The organism is Paenibacillus herberti (assembly GCF_002233675.1).
GTDB lineage: Bacteria > Bacillota > Bacilli > Paenibacillales > Paenibacillaceae > Paenibacillus_O > Paenibacillus_O herberti.
On the sequence record NZ_NMUQ01000001.1, the window covers coordinates 2,617,447 to 2,643,077 of the forward strand.

Below are 25,631 nucleotides of genomic sequence, written 5' to 3' on the forward strand. Positions count from 1 at the left end.
CCGCTTGCACGGACACCCCACCGTTATCGCCTACTTGCTGTTTTTAACAAAATCGTTATGACGCTGAGCCGTATTTTTCATTGTGTCGTCGATGGATTGAGACTTCGTGAAGAACTTCTCGTATTCTTCGCGGCGCGCGTCAACGACTTGCTGAGGCAGCGTTACCGTAAAGGTAGGGAATTTGCCGAGTACAACTTCTTCGAGGGATTTTACGTCATAGCCTGCTTTGTTGCCGCCAAGCAGCGTGTCCAGAGCCGCGCCGACGTCGGCGTCTTTGGAAGCTGGAATCCGTCCGCCTGCAGCAAGCGGCTTCATTCCGCCGTCAGCGTACCATTTCAGGAATTCCCAAGCTTTGTCCTTGTTCTCGGACTTCGGATTAATGGAGATGATGTCGCCGAGGCCGCCCGGGTATTTAAAGTTCGACTGATCGGCGCTTACTTTCGGAATCATGGCAAAGGCAATTTGGAAATCATGCGGGAAATCCTTCAGGTTGTTGGCGCTGCGGAATACGAATTCGCCTGCGCCGAGCATAGCGGCTTCGCCTTTCAGGAACGCGGCGTCGGTCGGCAGTTTGCTGGTCAGCTGCTCGCCGAGCGCCAGCATCGATTTATCGGTATGCTGCATATTGTACAGCGTTTCGTACGCTTTTTTCACGTTTGGATCGTCCAGATTGGAGCTTCCGTCCGCTTTGGTGTAACCGGAGCCGGCATTCGTGCCGTCGAAAATACTGTTGTAAGCGGACATGTCCATTACGTATCCGTAACGTTTTTCTTTAGTAAGCGCTTTGGCGTACTTTTGCAGATCGGCCATGTTCCAGTCCAGCGGAGGAACCGGAAGTCCCGCTTCGTCCAGCGCGTTTTTATTCAGCCATACGAACGATACGTTCTTTTTGGTCGGCATGCCGTAGTAGCTGTCTTTAACCTTCCAGGCTTTGGCGTCCTCGCCCATCTTCTCGTCGATGTTGTAGTCGCCGTACGAGTTCAGATCAAGTGCATTGCCCGCCTCGACACGTTTCACCAGCACCGGAAGGTTGTACGTGACGTACAGATCAATGTTTTGGTTCGTCGTGAGTGCGGTATCAAGCTTCAGGTTACCGGCGTCATCGTTGACGAAACGCTCATATTTCACTTGCACGCCCGGGTTTTCTGTATTCCAAGCGTCCACAACAGCTTGAGGTCCAGCTTCACCAGGTACGCCGCCCCACATCGTGAGTGTAACCGGTTTGGAATCTCCGCCGGAACCAGCATTATTACTAGCAGGCTCGTTAGCTGGTGAATTAGAATTACTGCCGCAAGCAGCAAGACTCGCTGCCAAAGTGACGCTTAGAATTGCGGTTCCCCATTTTCTTTTTCTCGTCATATTCGTGACCTCCCGCAAAATGTTGAATGCGCTTCCTTCTTACAGTTTTTACTATAGCAGGGGTCCGGAAGCTGTCGAAGCTACAAAATCTTGTTCCAGTAGCACAAAAGTTTGATATTCTCTCGCCGAAGAAAATGGACTCAACGCTGTCTATATGCGCTTGGCGTAAAACCGGTCTCACGCTTGAACAGCCGCGAAAAATAGTTCTCGTTCGGCATTCCGGAGGAGACGGCCACTTCACTGACCGTAGCATCGGTTTCTCGTAACAAGCGGCATGCGTGTTTAATGCGCAGATCAATCACATATTGCGTCAGCGTGCGGCCCATTTTCTTTTTGAACAACACACTCAAATATTTATCGTCCATCATGGCGATGCTGCTCAGCATGACGAGATTAATATCTTCTTGGAAATGCTCGTTAATATGAAAAATGACCCGGTTAAGATCAGGATGATCGCTCAGCTCGTAGGCGGCCAGCCGCCACCTCTCCAGCAGATCCACACAAAGGCGGACTAGCGTATGCCCTGCTGCTTCATGCGAAAGGGCAGCTTCAAATTCCCCTTCTGTGGGGGCCTGTCCGCTTAAAGAGGATAATCTTTGCAGCAAATTCAAGGCATTCTGCCTTGCCAACGCAGCGGGGAAACACTCCTGGGCCATCCATGCCCAAAGCAGCTTCAAGCTCTCGGTCATCTCCAGCGTCTGTTTCTGTTCAAAGGCATGCAGCACCGCTTTTTCCAGCGCCCAAGGGAGCGATGTGGCCCTTTCTCCCGTTTGCTGTCCGTTCAACAGATAACCGCCGTTTTTGCCGTTATGCCATAGCTCATCCAATCGACGGCATAACTGACGGCTGAGGGAGCGGATGTCTTGGGATGGACTAAGCTTTGCGCTCACATGTGGATAGTGCGGTGTATCGGAAAAAGGCTTCCGCGACAGCAGAAGCGTCATCCCCTTGCGGCTGCAGGCCAATAAATTTCGGTTACCAGAAGCAAGCTCTCCAGCTTGAATCGTCGAAGATACAGCATCCCACTCATGTAAAATGACGCGCATATAGAAATACTCCCTCAGCTCGGCCGGTAACGGGCTTGGTTTTGCCCTATTTTCAGCATCCGGCTCCATGCTCTCAAACAGCAAAGCCCCCAGCCGCTCGGCCAATGTGGCGGAGTGCAATAGCTCGCGCTCCAGCTCTTGAGACACTTTGAGCAGCGCCTCCGCCATCTTATCGGGTGTCAAATACAGCTTCAGTACATAACCCGATGCTCCGAGCTCCAAAGCTTGCTGGGCATGCTCAAAATCGTTCATGACCGTCAGCATGACAAAGCGGGTCCTCGGGTATTTTTGGCGTGACACACGAAGCAGCTCAATCCCGTCAACTATAGGCATTCGAATATCCGACACAACGAGATCCGGCGTTTCCTTACTCATGAACTCAAGAGCTTCTTCACCATTAGAACATTCTCCGATGACCGTAAAACCATTGTCCTCCCACGGTATGCCACTGCGGATCGACCTGCGTACAAACGTTTCATCTTCAACCAACAATACCGTCCACATACAGTTCTCCTCCATTGGCATAGGGATTGGATATAAGCAGCGGAACCATGATCGTAACCCGAGTTCCTTGAGCGAGAGGCTCCAGCTTCAGCAGGCTTTTTCCAGGGAACAACAGCGACAGCCGCTCCCGCAAGTTCTGCAAAGCAATGCCCTGCCCCTTGTGGCTGTCAGATGGGGGCTGCGCGTCTATCCCCCGTCCATCATCCTCCACTTGAATTACAATCTGCTCTCTCAGCTGCGACACTCGTATCGTAATGACTCCTTGAACATTCAGTCCGGCAAAGCCATGGTAAATGCTGTTCTCCACCAATGGTTGCAGGCTCAGCTTTGGCACTAGCGCATACTTAAGCGATTCTGGCAGCTCGACTTCATAACGAATGGCCTGATCGTATTTGAGTTGTTGAATAAACAAATAATGCTCCACCAATTGAAGTTCATGCTCCAGATGGATGAGATCCACGTCCAAGCGAATTCCAGCCTCGACGAGCTTGCCTAGCGATTCACAAGCTGCCGGAATCTGTTTGTCGCCAAGTCCTAGCGCAAGCCACTTCACTGTGTTGAGCGTATTCAACAGGAAATGCGGGTTCATCTGCGAAAGGAGCGCCTGGAAGCGCATCGATTCCTTCTGCCGCTCTTCCTGTTTCAATCGTGATATAAGTCCTTCCATATCCGTTACCATCAGGTTAAAACCTTTTACAAAAACCTCCATCTCACCATGAAAGTTTTCCGGTGGGAGTTTAACTTTCAAGTTCAGATTCGCCATATGGCTCATTTTTTTGCGCAGCAGGCGCAGCGGTTTTGTAATCGTATCGGATATAAAAAAGGTCATTAGCACAAAAAGTACCATAATGGTGAGCATTGCCAGGAGGAGACTCTGCTTGATCCCATTAATTTCTGCAAACAGCTTGTTTGTCGGCACGCTTTTCACCAAATACCAACCCAGGCTCGGCACTACAGAGTAACTCACCATCATCTCATCCTGCTGTCTCGATCCCGATGGCTCCCACTGTGTTGTATCCCATGATGCAGCTTCCGCAGCTCCTCCCTTTGCCGTACTAATTAGGATCGAGCCTTCGCCCGTGACCAGCTCATACCGCGATCCTGGCTCCGTGTTAATGGACGCAAGGCGAAACAAGCTTGAATAATCTGCCGCAATCCGCACGACCGCGTAAATCTGGTTGTTCCCGTCCCTGAGGCTTTTGTACATGGCCAAATGGGGCACCGAAATTCCGTAAAGCGAATTCACTCCGCCTTTTTCCAGTCTCCACGTTAATTTGTCGCTTCCTTTGAAAGCCTCATCCATCGTTTTGTCATGTTTTATATCCGTGTAGTTTAGCGCGCGCGACGGCCCATAGGAACTATAGATTTGGCCCCTCTGATCCAGGACCGTAAAGTAAACATAGGAACTAGCAATGAAAACGCTGTTATTAATAGAGCTGAATTTCTCCTCCATTATTCGAGTTTGCATAAGCGAAGCGTAAGAGGATTTCTCCTCCGGCCGCTTGAGAATGTTACTAACGACTGAATCCTGCTCAAGCAGCGTAAATGTTTTCACCGCAACACTGAGCAGGCTCTCCATTGATTCGGTGACAGAAGTCATTTGGCGCAAATTCTGAGCATTTACTTGGTCTCTTAACACAGACTCAAACCGCTGGAACACAAAAAAGCTCGTCCCTATTATCGGCAATATCACGAGGAGGAGAAAGGAAAAAAACAGCCTCCAGCGAAGCGTTTGTGGCATCAATCGTCTCATGGAATCCCCTCCGTTCTATGGTTTCAGTTTATCTGCTGGAATAAAATCTGCACAGACGGAAAAAAAAAGAGCCTGGAATCCAGGCTCTCTTGAGAGATTAATAGGCTCGAATATCAATTAGCTCCGCAAACGAGCTTCCGTTTGTCTCCAGAACCGTCAGCCGCAGACGCTGAAGATCGGTTTTTTCAGCCAAGCGGTACACATGCTTCCGCTTACGGTTATCGGATTCCTCAGCGATCAGCTTCCATTCCGGGCCGTTGCTTCCTTCGATGACGTATTTTTTCGCCAGCTCCGGAATGATTTCAAAATCGGTGCGGTGATGATGCAGATTGATCAGGTCTTCGTTTACATCATCGTTGAAAGTGACATGAACTTCGGATACAGACTGCGGCACATCCCAAGCCAGCTCCAGCCATTGCGGACCACCGCTCAGCTCCTCTGACATCCATTGGTTCGGGCCGCCGTATGGCCTGATGTAGCCGCCGACTGCTTTTTCAGGCGTGTAAGCCTGTGAAGCGCCTTTCGCGCGGAAGCACCATGGGCTACGTCTTACTCCGCTCATCGTCCATTGCTGCACCAGCTTCTCCGGACTACGCTCCTCCAGCTCCACGGCAACCACGGGTTCAAACGATTGATTAAACGCTAGAACGCCGCTCAGGTTGCGGTCTGTCGCATGCAGACTGACAGACACATTCTTACGCATGATGACAAAAGCGTTTTGCGCTTCCTGTGGCTGCCATTGCAGGGGAATGTTCACCCACTGTTTTTGGCCAGGCTGCAGGCTTACGTCTATAGATTGCACAAGATTGGCCGGCACATAGTTCTCTCCACGGCCCGTATCCCAAAGCTCTACAGTCAAAGTCGTCGCTGCATCTGCGTCCACCAGCAGTTCGAAGCCTTCCAAGGCCGGTTCAACCGGGAACAGGATACCTGCGGATTTGTCGAGCACGTGACTGCCGGCGGATTGCTCCACGGCGATGGAGCGGTACGTGCTGGAAGCTGTTACTTTGGCGCCGAGCGCCAAATCTCCCGCGTCCCTGCTGCGAAGACCGATAATGGAAGCATCCTGGCGCAGCATCGTCTGCTGCAGCTCCGTCAGATGATTGGCATGCAGCTCGCGCGGTGTAACAGAGTGCTGCACACAGAGCGCTGCGCCCGATCCGGCCGCCTCGCCGATAACGGCACAAGTCGCCATAACGCGGGTTGTACCAAAAGCAACGTGGGAGGCACTGATGTTGCGGCCGGCGAACAACAGATTGTTAACGTTGGAAGAATAAAGGGAGCGGAACGGGATATGATAGTTGCCGTCCGCATGCAGATGTTTAGAACCGCTTTCGGTTGCGTAAACGCCTTGCGGCGGATGCAGGTCGATCGACCAACCGCCAAATGCAACTCGGTCTTCAAACGGCTCCTGCGCCATAATATCGTTCTGATTGAGCGTATAGTCGCCGATAAAACGGCGGTATTCGCGTTTGCCCGGAACGGCGCCAACCCACTCCAATGTCATGTTCGCCGCATCGTCGAATTTACCGGAGTTTTTAATATAATCCCAGATACCGTATACGACAGCCCACAGCTCATCGCGAATACGCTCATTGTCGTGAACGGCGTCCAGCTCGCCGCCGAATTCGATCCACCAATAGTCACAGCCGTTAGATCCGCTGCGGATGACGCGGCGCATTGGAATCGTTGTGTTTTCGATATCACGGGCGAAGGAAGGCGCTACGAATTTTACGGGATGGCCGACATCTTTTGTATAGAACAGAATGGTGCTGCCAAGCGTAATTCCGTCCGGAACTTCCGGTGCCCAGTCTTCGTTAAATTCGGATTTTGCCTCGCGGCCGATTTTGAAGCCTGCTCCAGCCAGGAAGCCGACAAGGCCGTCGCCTGTACAATCAATGTAAACCGGGCTCTTGTATGTGATTTTGCGCTCGGAGCCTGCCATCCAGCCGGTTACGGACAGGATTTTGCGATCCTCGGCAGGACCTTCCGCCTCTGCCTCATGCACATCTGTATTTAAAAAGAGCGTAATATTGCTTTCAGCAAGCACCGTTTCCAGCACGACTAGATCCCACAAATAAGGGTTGCCGTCAGGATTGCGGTACTGATTCTCAACGAACATTTCGCCCATAATGCCTGTTTCACGAGCATAACGGTTATTGCCATGCGCCGTAGCTCCGCATACCCACACGCGTACCTCACTGCTGGAATTGCCGCCGAGTACCGGGCGATTTTGGACTAACGCCACTTTCTGGCCAAGCCTTGCCGCCGCAACCGCTGCGCAGACACCTGCCAGACCACCGCCGACGACCGTTACATCACATTGAAAGGTTTCTGTTCTCACAACTTACAACCTCCAGGTTTAAGTAGATATTATGTCTTTGATTTCATTATAATAAGGCTATAAACAGCCATCCATACACGTTATTAATTAATACCATATCTTTTATTTCACTAAAACGAGGTGATTTAGTGTTTCTTCCGCAACCGCTTCCAGATTTTGTCGACCATACGTACTGGGATCAAAAAAAACAGTTTCAGCTTGCTTCGGACCAGTATACAAACTGGGTGTTATTTGCCGTAGAGAAAGGCAGCTTTCGCTTCAAAATCGGCAGTCTCAGCGGGACCGCCCAATTTGCCGAGGCCGTGCTCTGTCCCCCTGGCATGATTTTCAATAGGGAGGTATTAGATCCGGTCAGCTTTCATTTTTTGACTTTCAAGAATATACAGCCCCCGGAATTACCTGGTGCGCCTGCATTGCAGTCGCCTTTGAAGCTGACGTTTCGGGATAAACAACGGCTGTTTAACACGCTCCATCAGCTGCATGGTTGTGCAGCTGCAACGGCAGCGTCGGAAGCCGGGCGAGCTTGGGCCGCGCATTTGCTTGCGGATTTACTGCAGCAGTATGCCTGGGAAAGCTCGCAGCCGATACAGCAGCAGCCCGGACATGACAGCAGCGGAGAACCGCTGCTGCGGAAGGCCCGGCTCCGCATCGAGGAGACGGCTTGCCGCGAGCTCAGCCTGGGCGAGCTGGCCCGTGAGCTGGGCCTGTCTCCAGTCCAGCTTACCCGGCGCTTTAAAGCGCGGTATGGTTTATCTCCTTCTGCGCTTCAGCAGTCCATTCGACTGCAAAAAGCCCGCTCTCTTTTAACCGAAACCTCATTAACACTAGAGAAAATAGCCGAGGAATGCGGATATGAAAGCGGGTTTTATTTAAGTCGCCTGTTCAAGAAACAGGTTGGGTCTAGTCCATCAGAGTACCGAAGCCGGTTCCGGATTTGAGGTTTTGTTCCCTACCTGTATTGCTTTTCCTTCTGCTAGGCGCGTTAAAGTTGCTCCTAGGCGATGTCCGATCAATAACCGATGCTTTTGCCACTACTCCGCTGCTTCTCCGATACATACTTAACGAGTGATTCGAAAAATAAAATCAGTTCATTCGAAGGACGAATACCTAGCTCCCGGCCAAGCAGCCGGACGTAACCGGTGTAAATGGCATTCAGCCCCTTTTTGTCGCCGCTACGGGCATGAATGGCCATGAGCAGACGAACAGCGCTTTCGTCCAGCGGATTACGTTCGTTCAGCTTGAGCAGCAATCGGGAAGCAGTTGTCATATCGTTCATCGCAATGAGCGCTTCCGCAAGCCTGAGCACAAAGGAGGCGTGCATAGCCGAGTAACGCTCGGTTTCGTGGACGGCCCATACATAGGCTCTATCTCCAAATAGCTCCCCGGTATACAGCCGTTCAACCAGCAGCGCAGCCTCGACATTGCCCTCGTGAATGCTGCGCAGCTCCCTTGTCTGTCTCTCGAATTCCACATAATCCGTTATCGGCTCGTTCCCAAGCTCTAGCGCGTAACCATCGTTTTCCGAGCGCAGCGCATCCCGCAGCCCCAGCGGCTCAAGCGATTTTCGCAGCTGGTAAACGGTTGTATTGAGATAACTGTCCGCTCCTGTTCCTGCAAAAATATCCGCTACGAGTCTGGAACGGGGAATTCTCTTCCCACGATGCAGCAGCAAGTAGGCAAATAACTCCGTGCATTTACGGGAAATCCATTTGACGCGACCAGCACCGGTGCTCACGGCGACGTCTCCGAGCATGGTCAATACAACGGTTGATGAGCCAGCTGGGCCAGTCCCCCCACTGGATTCCTTCGCCGGTTTCTCTGCTTGGGATGGTTCCCGTCGATGCTTGGTCGCGCGGCTGACTGCACGCTGCAGTCTTTCCTGAGTAACCGGCTTCACGATATAGTCCAGCACGGATAAATCATAGGCTTCCAATGCGTATTCCTTGTGCGAGGTGACGAATACGAGTTGTGTCGGACAACCGACTGCCTCCATGCGTGCTGCGAACTCCATTCCCGTTTCGCCCGGCATCGATAGATCCACAAACGCCAGCTCCACATCAGGATTCTCATTCAAAAACGCGGCAGCAGACTGCGTATCCGTAAAGGCGCCGATTATCTCAATTCCCGGAAGCTTCTGCAGCATCTTGCTCATAATGAGATGCATCGCCCGCTCATCGTCAATTAGAATGACCTTCATCTCTCTCCCCCTTCCTTTCCGATTTGTAGTTATTCGTTATGCCCTGCCGCCTCCGGCAAAGAGAAGTAAAAGACAGTACCTTCGCCAGGCTCGCTCACGAACCACAGCGTACCGCCTTGTATGCGGACAAATTCGCGGGTCAAAGCTAGACCAAACCTCGTATCAGCGGCATCGTCTCCAGCAACGGGAGCTTTTAGAATCGGCTCCTCCAAACGAAGCAGCTCCGCCGTAAGATCGTCGATTCCGACGCCATTGTCACGCACAGAGACAACAATCATACCGCCCTTACGCTCAGCGTCGATATTGATGCGGCCTCCGATACCGGTATATTTAATCGCGTTGGACAGCAGATTGCGCAAAATAAGATCAAGCATCTCTTTGTCGGCAAGCACCGCCACCGCTGCCTGTTCATCTATCTGTTCCGCTAAAACAATATCCTTCATAGCGGCTTTCGTTCCCGCCAGCGTCAACGCTTGACGCACGACCTGACGTATATTCCAGCTCTGCGGATGGAAGGACACCTTTCCATTCTGGCTGCGGTACCAGTCTAGTAAATTCTCTACCAACTGGAACGTGCTCTGCACTTGGCCTTTCAGCTCCCGGACAATTTCCGTATGCTCGGCATCTGCGACGGCTGACAGTTCATCCTCCAGCAACTCCGTCAGACTGACCAGCAGCGCAATGGGATCGCGGATGTCGTGAGCAACAATCGTGAACAGCTTGTCCTTGAATGCGTTCAGCTCGGACAGCTGCCGGGCGTTCTCGCGCAGTCGGGCCTCGCTCTCCTTCAGCTCCGTAATATCGCTGAACATAAGAATTTTACCGATAGGTAATTTTCCATTGTCATAAATGAGAGACAAACTGCATGTATAATACATCTGCCTCTGCCCCATCTTGCGGCTGAACGGAAACCGTTCCTCAGAGGCGCCCTCCGCGCCGATCCGCTGGAGCAGCTCCGGACTGTCCGGCAGCACTTCCGCCGCGGGAGCCGGGTATCTTTTATTCCGTGCAAGCTCCGGCATGACCCCCTCCGCCGCTCCGTTATAACTGACGATCCCATTGTCATAATCCAGCAAAATAACCCCGTCCCGAACCGTCTCGAATACACGAGCCATAGCAAGCGGCGTCAAGCGCAACAAATTGAAACGCAGAATGCCCCAGGCATACGCAACTCCGGATATGGCAAATCCAAACGGCGTAAAATCAATGCTCGTCCCCGTCCACAGGATCAGGTTGAGCAGCATCGGTGCAATCGCGCCGAGCAGCAGCACCCAAATTTGCTTACGTACAATCGGCAGCGCCCGGATGTACATCGGGATAAACAGCGTGATACCGGTTATTAACACGAAGTAATTGTACGCAGCATGAATGTTGTACCACGGCCCCTTTACCGTGTTGTACAAGGACAAGGAGGATTCCTCATTCAGGAAATACCGCTTATATACAAGATGATGCCAATCATTGGTCAGATGAAGAAGAAAAACGATTGCAGGGATGACAAAAAGCAGCAGAGCCAGCCTTTTTCGGTATCGTGCGGCCGTGCCAGTGAATTGAATGACCTGGTACAGCCACAGCGTGCTTACAAAAGGAATTCCGATATATTGAATTTGCAGCGCTAGCTTGACTCCGCCAAGAGTCCCGCTCAGTACTTCTAGCCCGTATCCAAACGCATAAAAAGCAGCTGCCAACATAATGAGCATCATCGTTCTGGCTACGGGCAACCGACGCTTCCGATAGGACAGGAAAGAGACAAATAACATCAGAGTAGTGGCGATAAAAAGTAAAATTGACATTCCATATTTAATGTCCACGTCCGCGTCTCCCCTGATTTTAAAATAAGCGCCCTACCCGGCCTGTGCCCGCTGTCCTCGCGATTCGACAAATTGTTCTACGCTAGGATAGCATCTTACCTATGAGGTGTCCACGCCGTTCCTCCCCTCTGAAAACGAGAAAGGCCAGCCCGATTGCGGGCCGACCCTCTTGTCTCGCTAGGACCTAACTAGTCAGCTTGTAAACAATTCTGGCGACTAGCTTGATGATCTTGTAATAGTTTTTGAAGTCGGTGATGTATTGCCCCGCTGCCTTCTCCAGCATTTTAATGACAATCATCGCACCGATGTAATCTCGGTACACATCCCATACGGAGCCCGCAGCGTCGTAAGCGTTAACGCCCGATACGATCAGCACCTTCAGCGCATCCTCCGGCTCGATCGTTTCCGTCACCTTCAACTGATTCGTAATCGCATCCAAATTGATATTCGCGTTGCGCAGCGCGGAAACGGCGATGATCATCGCAATGTCACCGTTATCCAGCAGCTTGCGCTCCACGGAGTCGAGACCGTCGTAGAATTTCTGCCTTTCCTTAGTCGAAATATCCTTAATAATCTGGTATGTCTGCTTCAGCACGCCGCCGTTAGCCATCTGAATCGCAGTGACCAGGTCAACAAGCGAGATCAGACCGGAATCCAGCATGCCTTGGGCGACGTCCTTCAACGTCCATCCGCCGATGCCGACGAGAATGCCCGGAATCCATACTGGACGGTACCGCGCGTTGATTAGAGCTCCGGCAACGTCGCTGACAGCAGTAAAGCCTCCATTATAGAGCGCTTCAGCGATATAGTAGTAACTTAGATTTCTCTTATATTCGACCAGCAGCTTGGCAATATCGCTGGCCGACTTACCATTTTGCCTCAACACCGCTATCGTATTGTCTCCGATAATGTTCCGGTATTGAATGTATTCGCTAGGCTCATAACCGTTGCGGACCAGCCACAGCATCACCTCATCCGAAGAACGGTTGAGCAGGAAGGTGACTGCCTCGCTTGCGGTAAAGCCCAGTTTCTTCAAAATGGCCGCGATAGAATCGTCTTGTGCGCCCGCCAAGTTCAATGCTCCTGATATTGCAGTGCCGCTGTACCCGTGCTCGCGCAGAGCGAGTGCAATGTCATCCATGCGAGCATTCGGCAGGCCAGCCTGTATGATCAGAATGATATGATACGGAACTAGATTCCATTTTCTCAGCAATTGCACGATGCCGGACGGCGTATTCATGCCAAGCGACGCCAGCTGTTCTCCCTGCTCCTGCTCCGTGCCGGCATTGCGACGCGAAACGTTGAAGTACTGGTAGCGCATCTTCAAAATGCTGGCGTTATCGTAGCCGAGGCCCCGCAGCGTATCAATCAGATACTGGGCCGAAGCGAGCTCCAGCAATCCTCTTTGCTCCAGCTCGACGCTTATGTCGCTGGCGCTCGCGCCCCGATCCTTCATGCGCTGCAGATAGGCAAACAGCGGATCCTCTCCGAATACTGCCGCCACCGCTTTGCGTACGCGCTCCGCCGGCATGATGGCTGAGGTGATCGCATCCTGGATGCCGAGTGCGTCCAGATTGAAAATCACTTTGAGCGCGAGCACGATGTCGGTATCCGTAAATTTCGTTTTCATATAATTCGCGACCGTTCCTGGCGAGCCGGCGTATCCAGCCGGAATCGTCTTCGCCAAATAGGCGATGTTCGTGCCGCTGTAATAAACGAGCGTAATGGCAAGACCGAGCTCCGAGCCCTTGTAATAAGGGGCTAACAGTGCCGTGGCTTCATCTGCGCCCATGCGGTAAGCGTCCTTCACGTACTGCAGGATATCCTGTACAGGTGCGTTCTGCTTGTGCAAAAGCGCGATTGCGCCCTCAGCAGACTTGATCCCGTACAGGTCGAGCACCTGCTGCAGCATGCCAGACGAGGTTCCCACCGAGAAGTACACGCCGGCAACCGCCACTTGAATCGCCTCAGTCGTATAGACGCCGAGACTGCCCAGCAGCGACTTAGCCTCTGCTTCCGTTTTGCCGTAGCTGTTTTTGAGCATTTCGGCGATCAGCGACAACCGGTAGCCGCTGCGGCTCAGGCCAAGCGCCGCGCTCTCCGCGCTGGCGAAGGCGCCGCTGCGCTTGAACGCTCCGATAAGCGCCTGATCGTAAACCGTGCCGTATACGGCACTGATACCGCTCAGCAATGCGGAAGCGTCGAAGGAGTTGTTCGCAAGCAGCAATTCCGCCGCTTCCGCCGCCGATTTGCCGTTGTATTCTTTCAGCATTTTGACAATGTCGTAGAGCGGGAAGCCCGCTGCCCAAAGATGTCGGATCGCCTCTCCAATGTCCGTAATGCCTGCTTCCTGCAGCATCGCCTGAGGTGTTCTGTCAGCGGATCCGTCCCCGTCACCCTCATCGTATACCTGCCCGATGGTCCATTCCAAAATGCTGCTTTCCGCAAATTGCAGAGCGTTCAGCGCATCAGCCGTTGCCTGAGCCGTATTGGCGTAATAGCTCTTGGAAATTCCCACTACATCCTGCAAACTGTAGCCCATGGAACGTAGATAAGGCGCCGCATCCGTAATAGTTGTAATACCGCTGCTTCTCAGCAGCTCCTCCAGACTCTCCTCCGTCGGTTTGCCGTACATCTCCGCCACAGCCGCCAAGATATCCGGCGTATCGTAAAGACTCGATTGCAGCAGATCGTACGTTGTTTTGCCGGCGGACAGCCGGTAGTATTGTTTGCCCGCAAGCACCAGCTCGGAAAGCGTCAACCCGGCGGCTTTCAGCTGCGCTACCGCAGCGGCGAATTCAGTTATGCCAAGCGCGGTCAGCGTATCCAGCGTCGTTTGGGCCAGCGTTTGCCCGTACACATAGGAGACGGCGTTTTGAATATCTTGTTGTCCAAAAGAACCCTCTGTTAGCAGCTCCGCCGCCGCTTCCCCGGCTTCCAGCTCGTAATACTCTTTGCCGACCCGCACCATTCCGTTCAGGTCAAACTTCATGTTAAGCAGGAACGGCACTGCGGAGCTCAGCGTTACAAGCCCTCTTGCCGTCAGGGAATCCACGATGCTGTCGCGCGTCGAGGTTTGATACACATCGGCAATGCCGGCGATGATGTCCGCTTCGCGGTACAGCATGGAGCTCGTGAGCGCATGCAGCGCATCCCCCGACGAGAGGCCATATTCTGTTTTTGCCAGCTTGATGCTGCTCGCCAGACTGAATCTAGCTTGGAACACAAACGAGATGGCGCCGGAGAAGGAGTTGTTGCCCTGCTCAACGAGCAGCGCGTGGATCGCCTTCTCTATGGACTCGCCGTACACGGATGCCAGCGTCGTAATGAGCACATTGCGGTCCGTTATGAAATTTTTCTGCTGGAACAGCAGCGCCGTCTGACCGAGCGTTTGGTGGAAGGAATCTTTGGCCGCTGCCGCGATCTCCTTCGGTGCAAAGCCCGCGTTCCACAAATAATCCATGGCGGCGTTGATCTCGGTGATTCCTTTCTCTTGAAGAGCTTCCGTAACGGTAGAACTTACCGTTTGCCCATACACCGAGGCTAGCCCCGATAAAATGACGTTCTGGCTGTTCGGATACGCCGCCGTCAGCAGCTTCGCCGATTGTCCTGCCGTAAGGCCGTAATAATCTTTCAAAGCGCGAGCAATGTCCGGCAGCTTGTAACCGGCGCGCTGGAGGAACTCCAATCCCGCCTCCGGCGACGGAACCGAACCTGCGCTGAGCAACTGGGCAATTGTCACCTGCTGCTGACCATAAAGCGACTGCAGCAGCCGGATCGTTTCCGGTAAATTGTTGCGCACATCAGCATGAACGAGCAGCCCTTTCATCACTTCTTCTTGACTGAATCCGCCCTGGATCAACGCCGGTCCAACCTTCTGTGAATCCCAATAGGAGCGATACCTTGCGGCCAGCGTATTGATGACGGAAGACGCCGAAGCGCCCTGCGCTCGCAGAGTCGCAATCCACAGCGCGACAGGATCGCCTCCGTAAGCCCACGCCACCGCGCGGCTGACATTCTCCTGGTTTTCATTCGTGCGCTGGAGCAGCAGCGCCGCTGCATCGCTCGCCTCAAGACGATAGGACTCACGAAGCACGAGCGCCCGATCCTGCAGCGGATACGGAGCCAGCTTATCCAGCGCCTGCTCCATATTCAGACCTTTGACGCCTAAGTAAGCGACCACGTCGCTTGCTGCGATGCCGTACTTGCTGAAGACAGCGATCCATTCGCTCCAGCCTTTGCCGTCGAAGGCAGCCGCTACTTCCTCGAAGGAATAACCGGCATTTTTCAGCGAAGACATCAGATACGGCATAGCGTTTGCTCTAACTCCACCCGATGGATACAGGTTTATTGTGCCTTCGATAATCATATCGAGCGTATACAGACTGGATAAGCTCATCGCAACCGTAATGTCCGGAAGATCGGAACCGGGGAACAAATACCGGGCGTCTTTCACAGTCGTCGACACATCGCATGGGCAGCCGAATCGGGAAAATACACTCGTTCGCTCCAGTTCCACCCAGTCTTGCAGAGTAACGCCCATTTCTTTGACTAGCGCTTTGCCGATCGCTAACTTCTCCCACATCTGCGAATTGCTCATCGCTGTCGCAAGCGTGGTCGCATCAATTTGCGGGTCATCAGCAAAAGTGGTGCGCAGCGCGTTCAGCACATCCGCCGCTTCATAGCGATGATTGTAGTCCTTGAGAAACAGTTGAACGGCATCGCTTGGAGCGAATGCTTCTCCAAGCTGGACAATCGCTCCTTCCATGCTTTGCAGCGATTGAACGGCTGAACGCCCGGCCGTACGGAATTGCCGGAACAGCTCGTATCGATTGATGCCCTGTTTCAAATAATACTTCGCCAATTCAACGGGATCATACCCGCCGTCCAGCAAATGCTTCAACATACCGTTGCGCTGATTAATCGTAAATCCAGGATACAACGCTGCGATTGCCGTCCCGATATCTGCGTCGAACTGCTCTCGCAGCAGCAGGATTTGCTCTGCCGTTGTATATCCGCTGGCGGCAAACTGGCTCAACACTTCGCTGAGCGGTACGCCCGCAGTCACCCATAAGTCTTGAACCAGCAGCGAAATGCCTGCCGCTTCATAATTGGCTCGCTTCATGGCGCTAATAATGACTGATGCTCCGTCACCGGCGGATTCCACCGCCTCCGCCGTTTCTCTTGCAGACACACCGGCACCGAGCAGAGCCGCAGCCGCATCGGTCTGCGCGTATTCTCTACGCAGCAGCGCATACGTGTACGGCACCGTAAAACCTGCGCCGAAGAAAGCGTCTATCGCTTCCTTCACGCTCGCGAAGCTGTATTGCTGCGCAATGGCCCCGCCAACCTCGCTTGCCGGATACCCGGCTTGGCTCAGCCAGCCGGCGTTTGTCACAGCGTCGGCTCCATAAAGCTCTTTAGCGACCGCCGCTGCATCGCCAGCCGGCAGCTTGCCAACAGCTAGCGCGGTGAACGTTGCGGTTTGGCTCAGCGCATACTGGCTCTGAATAGCCTGCGCAATTCCGCCACGCTCGTATCCAGCGATGACCAGCAGCCCTGCGGCATTGTCTGCGGGCTCACTGTAATTCAGCTTCAGAATCTGGACCGTCTCCGCTGCGGGGACACCGCGATTTTTCAAATAAACCGACAGCTCCTTGCCCGAAATGCCGAGCTTCTGCAGCGCCGGTCCAAGATCGGCCACCTTGTATCCAGCTGAAAGCAACTGGCCTGTTGCGGATAGGTAGTAGGACGAATAAGAGCTGCCTAGCGATTTATAAGCCTCGTAAACGGCTAAGCCATCTGCTTCCATCGCATACAGCAGCGGAGCCAAGTCGCTGAACTCCATCCTATACTCGAAAAATACAGAACGATAATAGTTGGCCGCTTTAAATCCGCTGTCTCTCAGCAATTGAGCCGTCTCCAGCGCTGTTTTGCCGTACTGATTATGAAACACGCGAGCCGGGGTGGAAGCGTCGTTCAAATACACATAACTGCTTGCGAAGCCGGTCAGCGTTGTCGTGTTGGCAACCGGCGCTTCGTTAAAGGTTGCCAAATACGTTCCGTTCCGTGCCTTGACCCGGTTCACACCGGTGTAGGCTACACCTACAGTAGAGGACGTGCCGATTGGCCGTCCACCGCTTGCCCAGGTCAGTCTGATTTGCGTTTTATCACCAATCAGCGCAGCCGCGACCGAGCTTTGCCACCCGCCGTCGACTTTGACCGAGAAGCTTGAATAGGCGATGACGCTTTCCAGAGGTTTATCAAACGTCAGAATAACTTCCGTTCCGCTTTCATTGGTCGAAGCATCGATTAACTGCGGCGGAGCGCTGACATGATTGACGGTGAGTTCTCCTCCAAAATCATACCCTGCCTTGCCCAGACGCAGTTTGAATTCCTTATTGTAAGACAGGTTCGCTGCGATCTTATAGGTCGCCCCGTAATCCAAAGTTGTAACGGAATCGAGCCCTACAGCAGCTCCAGCGTCGAGCAGTGACAGGTCAAGTTCGGCAACCGGCGCGCTCAGGCTGAGTATAAAACCGTTCTCGCTAATGTTCGAAATACTGGCCTTCACGCGGTACGCCACGTACACCTCCGCAGCAGCTCCGAAGTCATAGCCTTTTTTGCTCAAGAGAAGCGTGTAACGGCTCCCTTCAACCAGCGAAGCTTGAATCGTGAACTCTCCTGCGGCCGAACCGGGAACGACTGCTGTTACAGCAATCGACTCTCCCGCCGCTGTGACGAGCTTAACGTCCCCAGCTTCCAACGCGATGCCCGTTTGTCCCAGCGCCAGCTTGATGCCGCTAACATCCGCATCGATTATCCGGCTGCCCGCCGCAATGGGAAGCATCACTTCGAGCGGTCCTTCGGTCGGGCGCGCCTTGTCCAGCAAAGCAAGCGTATAGGTTTTGCCCGCTTCAATCGGAACCCTGACATAATAAGCTTTGCCAGTTTCAACCGTTCCGGGATTGATGTCGTAGAATGTGCCTCCATTCAGCACGATAACACCAGCGGGGCCGCTCAATTGAACCGACGCCGGAGTCAGACCCGGCAACGCCTTGTTCAGATTTAGCGTAAAACCATTCGCGCTAATTCCAGTTGCCGTCAGCTCCAACATCGGCAACACATCCAGATGCACCGAAGGGCCAAAATCATAAGCCTGAGCGGATATTGCCAGGCGGTAGGCCGCGCCTTCCGTCAGCTTCACCGCAGCGCGATACGTAACGCCGCCATCGGCTGTCGTCAGCGAATCAATCCTTACGGCTTCCCCGTTGGAGTCCGTCAACAGGATGTGAGTTGGGTTCATATCAGCCACAGCTGTGTTCAGCCGCAAGGTGAAACCGTGTTTGGACAGCGCCTCGACGGTTGCGGTCACGGGCCGCAGTACAGTGAATGGCAGACTCGTGCCAAAATCATAACCTTCCTTCGCGATGCTCAGGCTGTAAGCTGCACCGTATTGCAGAGCAGCTTTGAGAGCGTATTCCGCTCCCCCGCCAATCGCCGTGGCCGACGTTATGGTGATCGGATTGCCTTCGGCGTCCCGCAGCTTGAAGCTTGCGACACTTAAGCCAGGAACAGCTTGACTCAGCTTGACGGTCAACCCGTCTCCGTCAATTGCTCCGTAGGACAAGCCGACTGGAATCGGCACCTCAACCGCGAGCGGAGTACCGAAGTCATATCCCGCTGCAGATAACGTTACTGTATAGGACTCCCCTGCCTCCAGATCCGCCTCAAGCCGATAACCCGCTCCGCCGCTTAATTCCGTGACGGAGCCAAGCGTTACCGTTTGGCCAGCCGAATTACGGACGATGAAACTTCCCGCTTGCAGACCACCTACGGCAGGGGCCAGCACAAGGGTCATTCCCTGTTCATTCACGGCTCCTAATGAAACGGAGACGGCGCTTGGCAGTTCTGCCGTCAGCTCTTCTCCGAAATTATAACCGGAGCGCGCCAAGGAAATCGTATACCTTTCGCCCCCGGTGAATGGAGCTTTAACTCGGTAGGTCGCCCCGTCATCCGTTGTTATGGCGGACGATACAGGCACAACGAGTCCGCCGCTGTCCTTCACGATGAAATCGCCCGCTGCCAGTCCCAGAAGGGACGGGCTCAAGCCAATCTCGACAAAGGCTGCGCCCCTGTGCAAAACGGCTGTCCGAACGACAACCGGCACATCGATGACGAGCGGTGCACCAAAGTCATACCCTTCTTTTGCAAGTATTACCGTGTATTGCTCCGCTCCGTAAAAGTTCGCTTCAACCTTATAGCTGTAGCCCCCGTCCTCTGTCACAGCATTCGTCGCCGGGAAAGTGGTCAGGAAACCTTCCTGTTGGATGCTGAAATCGCTTGGTCGCATATTCGGCACAGCATGATCCAAGCGGATCGTGAATGCGCTGCTGCTGCCGCTCTCCATCCCTTCAAAAACCGCGTTCACTGGCTGAACGAACACCGGAATTGCCGCTCCCGCGTCGTAGCCATGGACATTGAAGCTAAGCGAGTAGGCAACCCCGGCGCTCAGCGACGCTCCCACCTCATACGTGCGCCCTCCGTCAGAGCTGACCAGAGTTGTGATGCGAACAGACTTGCCGACATCGTCACTCAGCAGTAGGCTGCCTTCGGTAAAATAAATCGGCGACGACAGGTTCAGCCGGAAGCCTTTCAAGGAACCTCCATCAACGGACGCCGACAACGCATTTAGCTTAAAGGAGTCCAACTTGCCAAACTTGTACGGTCCTTTGTCGGCGATCGCAACCGTGTATGTCTTCCCGCCTGCAAGCGATGCCAGCACCGTATAGCTGCCTCCCGCGTTCGCTGCAACAAGAGACTGCACCGGAACATTGGCGCCGTCGCCATCTGTAATCGTAATATCCGACGCAGTCAAATCCGGCACGGCTGGCATCATCGCCAGCTTGAATCCCTTTTGTGACTCGGCGTAAACGACCGTGTCCACGGACACTTTGAAGCCGATCGTCAGCGGCGCTCCGAACAAATACCCTGGATAATTGGCCTGCAGCTTAAACGTCTCCGCTGGATCGAACTGCCCTAACAGATTGTACATAGAGCTGCCGTTTCCTTGGTATTGGAGCGTGAACGCCATCTTGCGGCCCTTGCTGTCGAACAAGGAGAAGTTGTCACCGGTCAGATCCTCCAGCAGCGGAGACACCGACACAACAATTTTATTGAGCACGGCCCCTACCAAATGCAGCGAGGCCATAGGCGTTATACCAAACGCCACCGGCGCGGCCAGCTTGAACTCCTCCCTCGCCAAATCAAACGTATATCCCTTTCCAGGCACGATGGAATTCAGCGTCACCCGGTAACTCAGCCCCTGATCCGCAGTGAGGAGCGAATAGTTGGATTCCGGCAGACGATTGCCGCTAGGGTCGAGCAGAATAACCTGCTGCTTCGTTAAGTTCGCCACCTTGGCGCTGAACTGAACCTTGAAGCCCTCCACAGTGGCATTGCTGATTGAGGCCGTAATGATTTTCGATACTGAGAAAGAAAGCGGCTCATTGATCTGATACGAAACATCCGGCTTGTACTGAACCGTGTAGGTTTGCCCACCTGCAAATGTACCCGTCAATTCGTAACTCGCCCCTCCGTCAGCTGTAGCTGTCGAAGCCAAAGTAACCAACTCGCCAGAGGCGTTTTTGACGATAAAATTCCGCTTGCCGAGGCCGGGAATCGGCGCATCCAGCGTTAACCTCAACACGGAGGCGTTCGCTTCAATTACACTCAACACCGGCGGCAGCGAGAAGGAAAGCGGGCTCATCGCGAACTCGTCCTTATTCAGCTGGATCGTGTATGAATGACCCGGAAGAAGCTTATTGCCAGGCACTCCGACCCGGTAGCTGGCCCCGCCATCCGCCGATTCGAACAAGTTCGGATAATAGACCGTTCCCGCTGCATCGGTAATGGATAAGCCCAAATAATTCTCGATCTCGGGAAAAGCCGGGCTGAACTTAAGCGTAAAATATCCGTCCTTTGTCACGTCCGCCACACTCGCAGAAATGGCGCGGTTCACATGGAAAGCCACTGGCGACTGGAACACGATGAATTCCTTTTTGAGCTCCACCGTATAGTCCGCGTTGCTCGCCAGCATGACGCGAACCAGGTACGTTCGTCCACCATCTTGGGTGGATAAGGCCACTCCGCTGAGCCTGTTGCCTTGCGCGTCCTTAACAGTGAGATGCGCTGGCAGCAAACCCGGCACGGGATTTTCGAAGCGAAGCTCAAAGCCCGCATTCGTAACGCCCGTTATCGTTGTTGCCCCAGCATCTGTTGTAGGAGCGACCTGGAATTCGACTCCTTCCGCTGGCAAATGGCCAGTCAGCTTCAGCCTGTAGTCTCCTCCCGGCAACTGCGCTGACAGGCGGTACGTTTTCCCTCCATCGGTTGTGACCGCGGATGAAATGCTGGTCCCTTCTCCTGTCCCTGCGTTGATGAGGGCAAAACTTGCCGCATTGAGACCGTCTACCGCATAACTCAGCTTGGCGGTCAGACCGTCATTCGTTATCTCGTCCACCGACACTGTTGCCACGACAGGGACTTTGAAGGAAAGCACGTTCATATCGGTGTCCGCATCCAGCGTCAGGCTATAGTAACCCGGCTTGAGCGATGCGGATACGGAATAACTCGCTCCTGATTCATCGTTCATTACAACCTGCCCGATCGGTACCGCCGTTCCTTCCAACGCAGTGGTCAGCTTAAAGCCGAACTGCGTATTGATTTTCAGCGGCGGCGACATGACCAGCGTAAACCCGGTATAGGAAGCATCGATTACTGCATTTTTGGGATATACATAAATCGTCTTCGGAGCTCCAAAATCGTATCCATCAGCTCGAACCGACACGGAATAACTTTGGCCTCCCGTTCCATCAAACGTCACGATGTAGATACGCTGTCCGGCATCCCAAACGGCGTCCATCACCGCAACGTCGTTGCCCGCCGCGTCCTTGACCGCGAAATTTTCTTTGGTCAGATTCTGCACGCCGGGATTCAGACCCGCCATGAACTGTGTTGGCCTCCGGCTCGCATTCCACAGGTTAAGTGTTGCGCTCACCAGCTTTGTCGGAGCTCCTAAGTTATAACCCGGCGCCGTAATGCCGAGCGTAAACGGTCCACCAGAGTTAAGTCCCGTCGTGAGCAGCACATAACTGCCTCCTCCGTCGGAGGACATGGCGGAATCGATTGCAACCGCTGATCCGCTCCCATTAAACAGCTCAAAAGCCGATGCCTGGAGCCCCGGAATCTTCTGCTCAAAATGAACCGTCAGCCCGGTATAAGTTCCCGGGTAACCGTTGAACGTTGTATATTTGCTCAGCTCAATCAGTTCCGGAACCGTGATCGTTCCTTGCACAATCCGGCCGTCGTACAGCTCGATTCGATATGAATATTGACCTGGCTCGGTCAAATTCGCCGCCACATCGAGCGTCAAGCCGTCTTGGCCAAGCTTGGTCGCATTCACTAGAACGTCCCCACCGCTTGGACTTTGCAGCTTGATCTCGCTTGGCTCTACACTAGGGAACGGCTGTTGAAACTTAAGCTGGAAGCCATTCCGCGTCAGCCAGCCAATCGAGGAGGCCACCTGCTCCGGCTGTACCGCGATAGCAAGCGGCTCCGCGAATGTGTAACCTTCCACATCCAAGATCAATTCGTACGTTTCGTTTTTATCCAGCGCCGCCCATACCTCAAATTCCTTACCGGCAACAACTGTGTTCAGCATGTCGATGCTGACAATTCCGCCCGAGCTGTTCTGCAAGCGGAAGTTCAAGGAGTCCAGACCGGGAACAGCCTGATCCAGCGTAACAATAAATCCATAAGTGCGGATTTTTCGTACCGTAGGATTGATCTCAACTTTCTCTGCCGCAGGCACGGTCACAGTAAGCGGTGCACCGAATGTATATCCCGCCTGTTGAATGCGGAGCGTATACGTTTCTCCCACAAGCAGCTTTGCCGTAATGGTATAGGTGCTTCCCCCATCTGCGGTAACGGCCTGGTCAACATCAACCGCTATTTCATCCCTATCCTGCAGAGTAAAATGATCCGCCGTAAGGCCCGGGACCGGCTGGTCAAGCACAACAGTGAACCCGCTGGTCGATACGTTGCTGACGCTCGGCGACACGGTCTTGTCTCCCGGCACTGCCACCTCCAGCGCTGCTCCAAAGCTGTAGCCGCTCCGCTCGATGACGAGCGTATACACGCCCCCTGGACGCAGTGCTGCGTCCACGGCATACGTGCCGCCCTCATCGTCAGTCGCCGCTCCTCCAATTGGAAGCGTTCCGACGCCTCTCTCAATTAGCGTAAAATCGGATGCCGTCAGCCCCGCTACCGCCGGAGCCAGCTTAACCCGAAAGCCTGCAGTACCGATGCCGTACACGGTAGCGGTAACCGGCACCGCTTCAGGGTCCGTAACGGGAACGAACACAGTTCCCGCACCGCTGAAACTGTAGCCCGGTTTGATGATGGAGAGAGAATAAGTCGCGCCCTCCTGCAAGGCTGCGGATACGCGATAGGAGGTCCCATCGGTATCGGAAGCCGCTCCGCTAATTTGCACCGCTTCGCCCGTGCCGCTATTCAATAGCACGAAATGAGAAGTCTGCAATCCCGGCACCAGCTTGCTGAATAGGATTCGGAAGCCTGAGACGCCGATATCCTGCACGGAATAGGTTACGGCGATGTCGTCAACCGGCGGAGCCGCTGAAACACGGAACGTAACCGGTTCGCCAAAGGAATAGCCCGTTTGGGCGAGGGTAACCGTATAAGATTCCCCTTCCCGCAGCACGGCTGCAATGCGATATGAATTGCCTTCGTTCAGCGTACCAACGACCGTGATCGGCACGGCTTGGCCTGCTGTATCCGTAAGCGATAGGCTTGTGGCCGTCAAATTCGGCACCGGAACGCTGAAGCCCAACATGAAACCTGCTGTTGACGGCTGGGATACCGCTACCGCCACCTGCTGAGCTGGTGGGTCAGTTGGCAGGGATGTCGGCGATGGTGTAGGCGATGGTGTAGGCGATACGGTCGGTGTCGGTGATACGGTTGGTGTAGGTGTGGCAATGCCGCCACCGCCGCCTCCTCCTCCGAATCCGCCGCCTGGAACGCCCACTCCTCCGCCGGAAGGCGTTTCAATGGTGTAAGCGCCGCGATCCGTCTGCTCCACTTGATCCGGCTTCGTTTCAAATACGACACCTGGGGCGTCAACGAGCGCTTTCATAATGTGTCCCGAGCCTTCTACACGAGTCGTCCCGTGCAGCTCCAATTGGTTCACCAACACACCCTCGCCGAGTGTAATCGTCGCTGCAGCGACGCCCTCCTTAACGATGATATTGGCGACTGCGCCCGCAAGCACTTTTACTTGCACATTGCTCGTAATCTCCACAATGCTGAATTCCCCGGACAAGGTGACCTCGCCGGTGGAGGAGATAGTCACTCCTTGAATGCCGCTCTGGACATCCTCGCCTGGATTCGACAGTATCGCCGCGTTCGACCGGACGTCAAGCTGCCTCACGATTGTCCGATTACCAATGACAACACGTACAATTCCATCTGCCCGGTCCACAATGACCGTTCCGAGCTGCGAGTTGTTGAGATGAACGCTGTTGGGGCCGCCTCCGTTAATCGACGTGCTTCCCAGCACCGTCACATGGTCGAGAGTGACGTCCCCGTCGCCGACCTCTCGGCCGATAACCAAATTCCCTTTGACAACTAAATTCCGCAGCGTTGTGCCCGGTGCCTGAATCTTCAGGTCGCCCCCGACGGTAAAAACACCCGTTGCCGGCCCGTAAATAGCTGCTGCGTTAACCGTTTTCGCTGGAAGCGAAATTCCTCCGTTCGTTTCGGCGACCGACCGCTTCCGAATACGGTCTAGAAGCACAACTGCCTCTGCTCGCGTAAGCTGTTTATTTGGCCCGACCGTCCCGTTCGGAAAGCCTGTCATATACTCGTCGGACAAAAGAGCGCCAAGCGCATCCCGGCCATAACCCGGCACAAGGCTCGCATCCCGGAACATCTGGAAGGGATTGTTCCCGTCCTTTAACAGAGATGGGACGAGCCCCGCGATCATCACTGCGGCTTCCGTCCGGTTAAGTGGCTTGTTCGGACGGAACGTTCCGTCCGGGAAGCCTTTGACATAACCAGCCTGCAGTGCCGCTCCAACCTGGGAGGCGAACCACGCCTCGGCAGGAACGTCGCTGAAGCTGGGAGCTGCCCTATCTTCAAAGGCGAATAGCCGGTTCACAAGCGCGATGAACTCGACTCGCGAAATAGCCCCGTCCGGGCGGAAGCTCCCATCTTGAAATCCTTTTATGTATCCTAGTCCGATCCATTCCTTGAGCTGCTTTTCGGCCCAATGGCCGGATATATCACCTGCGGTCTCCTGCAGCTTGCCCGCTGCCGCACTTGAACCAGCAGCTGCTGCCGCTTGGACAGGCTGCCCAAGCCCGGGCATAATGAGGCCCGCAAGCAGGCTGACGATCAGTATTATACTTATCGCCTGCCTATTCCATATTGTTGTAGGACGTATGTTCACGTCGTATGATTCCCCTCTCCGCTCTCCTCTTTGGCCTCTCTGCACATCCTAAATGTCGGTTATATACAGGACTTTTTTCATAGTCATGTG

The 25,631-nt window shown here is 54.0% G+C and carries 8 protein-coding genes; 1 reads left to right on the forward strand and 7 read right to left on the reverse strand.

What is annotated here, in order from left to right; genetic code table 11:
* Positions 1 to 30 precede the first annotated feature (30 nt).
* From CGZ75_RS11910 to CGZ75_RS11925, 4 genes are all read right to left on the reverse strand, one after another.
* Positions 31 to 1,359: an ABC transporter substrate-binding protein gene (locus CGZ75_RS11910; protein ID WP_089524352.1), complete on the reverse strand. Its 1,329-nt coding sequence runs from the start codon at positions 1,357 to 1,359 to the stop codon at positions 31 to 33.
* A gap of 140 nt (positions 1,360 to 1,499) precedes the next feature.
* The gene (locus CGZ75_RS11915) at positions 1,500 to 2,909 is read right to left on the reverse strand and encodes a response regulator transcription factor (RefSeq protein ID WP_176444781.1); all 1,410 of its coding nucleotides are present in this window, start codon (positions 2,907 to 2,909) and stop codon (positions 1,500 to 1,502) included.
* Positions 2,887 to 4,662, reverse strand: a complete 1,776-nt coding sequence (locus tag CGZ75_RS11920) for a cache domain-containing sensor histidine kinase (RefSeq protein WP_089524354.1) — start codon at positions 4,660 to 4,662, stop codon at positions 2,887 to 2,889. Before CGZ75_RS11920 ends, CGZ75_RS11915 begins: the two co-directional genes overlap by 23 nt.
* Positions 4,663 to 4,759: 97 nt before the next feature.
* On the reverse strand, positions 4,760 to 7,006 hold the full coding sequence (locus CGZ75_RS11925; protein WP_089524355.1) for an FAD-dependent oxidoreductase: 2,247 nt from the start codon (positions 7,004 to 7,006) through the stop codon (positions 4,760 to 4,762).
* Positions 7,007 to 7,134: 128 nt separating this feature from the next.
* Here CGZ75_RS11925 and CGZ75_RS11930 point away from each other — a divergent pair, with 128 nt between their 5' ends.
* Complete coding sequence (locus tag CGZ75_RS11930) at positions 7,135 to 7,944, forward strand: helix-turn-helix domain-containing protein (protein WP_089524356.1); 810 nt, start codon at positions 7,135 to 7,137, stop codon at positions 7,942 to 7,944.
* A 71-nt stretch (positions 7,945 to 8,015) separates the two neighbouring features.
* Here CGZ75_RS11930 and CGZ75_RS11935 read toward each other — a convergent pair whose 3' ends face one another.
* The 3 genes from CGZ75_RS11935 to CGZ75_RS11945 form a co-directional block, all read right to left on the reverse strand.
* Complete coding sequence (locus CGZ75_RS11935; protein ID WP_089524357.1) at positions 8,016 to 9,203, reverse strand: response regulator; 1,188 nt, start codon at positions 9,201 to 9,203, stop codon at positions 8,016 to 8,018.
* Between the two features lie 29 nt (positions 9,204 to 9,232).
* Positions 9,233 to 11,014 carry a sensor histidine kinase gene (locus CGZ75_RS11940; protein ID WP_089524358.1) on the reverse strand — a complete coding sequence of 594 codons (1,782 nt, stop codon included), beginning with the start codon at positions 11,012 to 11,014 and terminating at the stop codon, positions 9,233 to 9,235.
* A gap of 184 nt (positions 11,015 to 11,198) precedes the next feature.
* Complete coding sequence (locus tag CGZ75_RS11945; protein ID WP_141136728.1) at positions 11,199 to 25,541, reverse strand: S-layer homology domain-containing protein; 14,343 nt, start codon at positions 25,539 to 25,541, stop codon at positions 11,199 to 11,201.
* Positions 25,542 to 25,631: the final 90 nt, after the last annotated feature.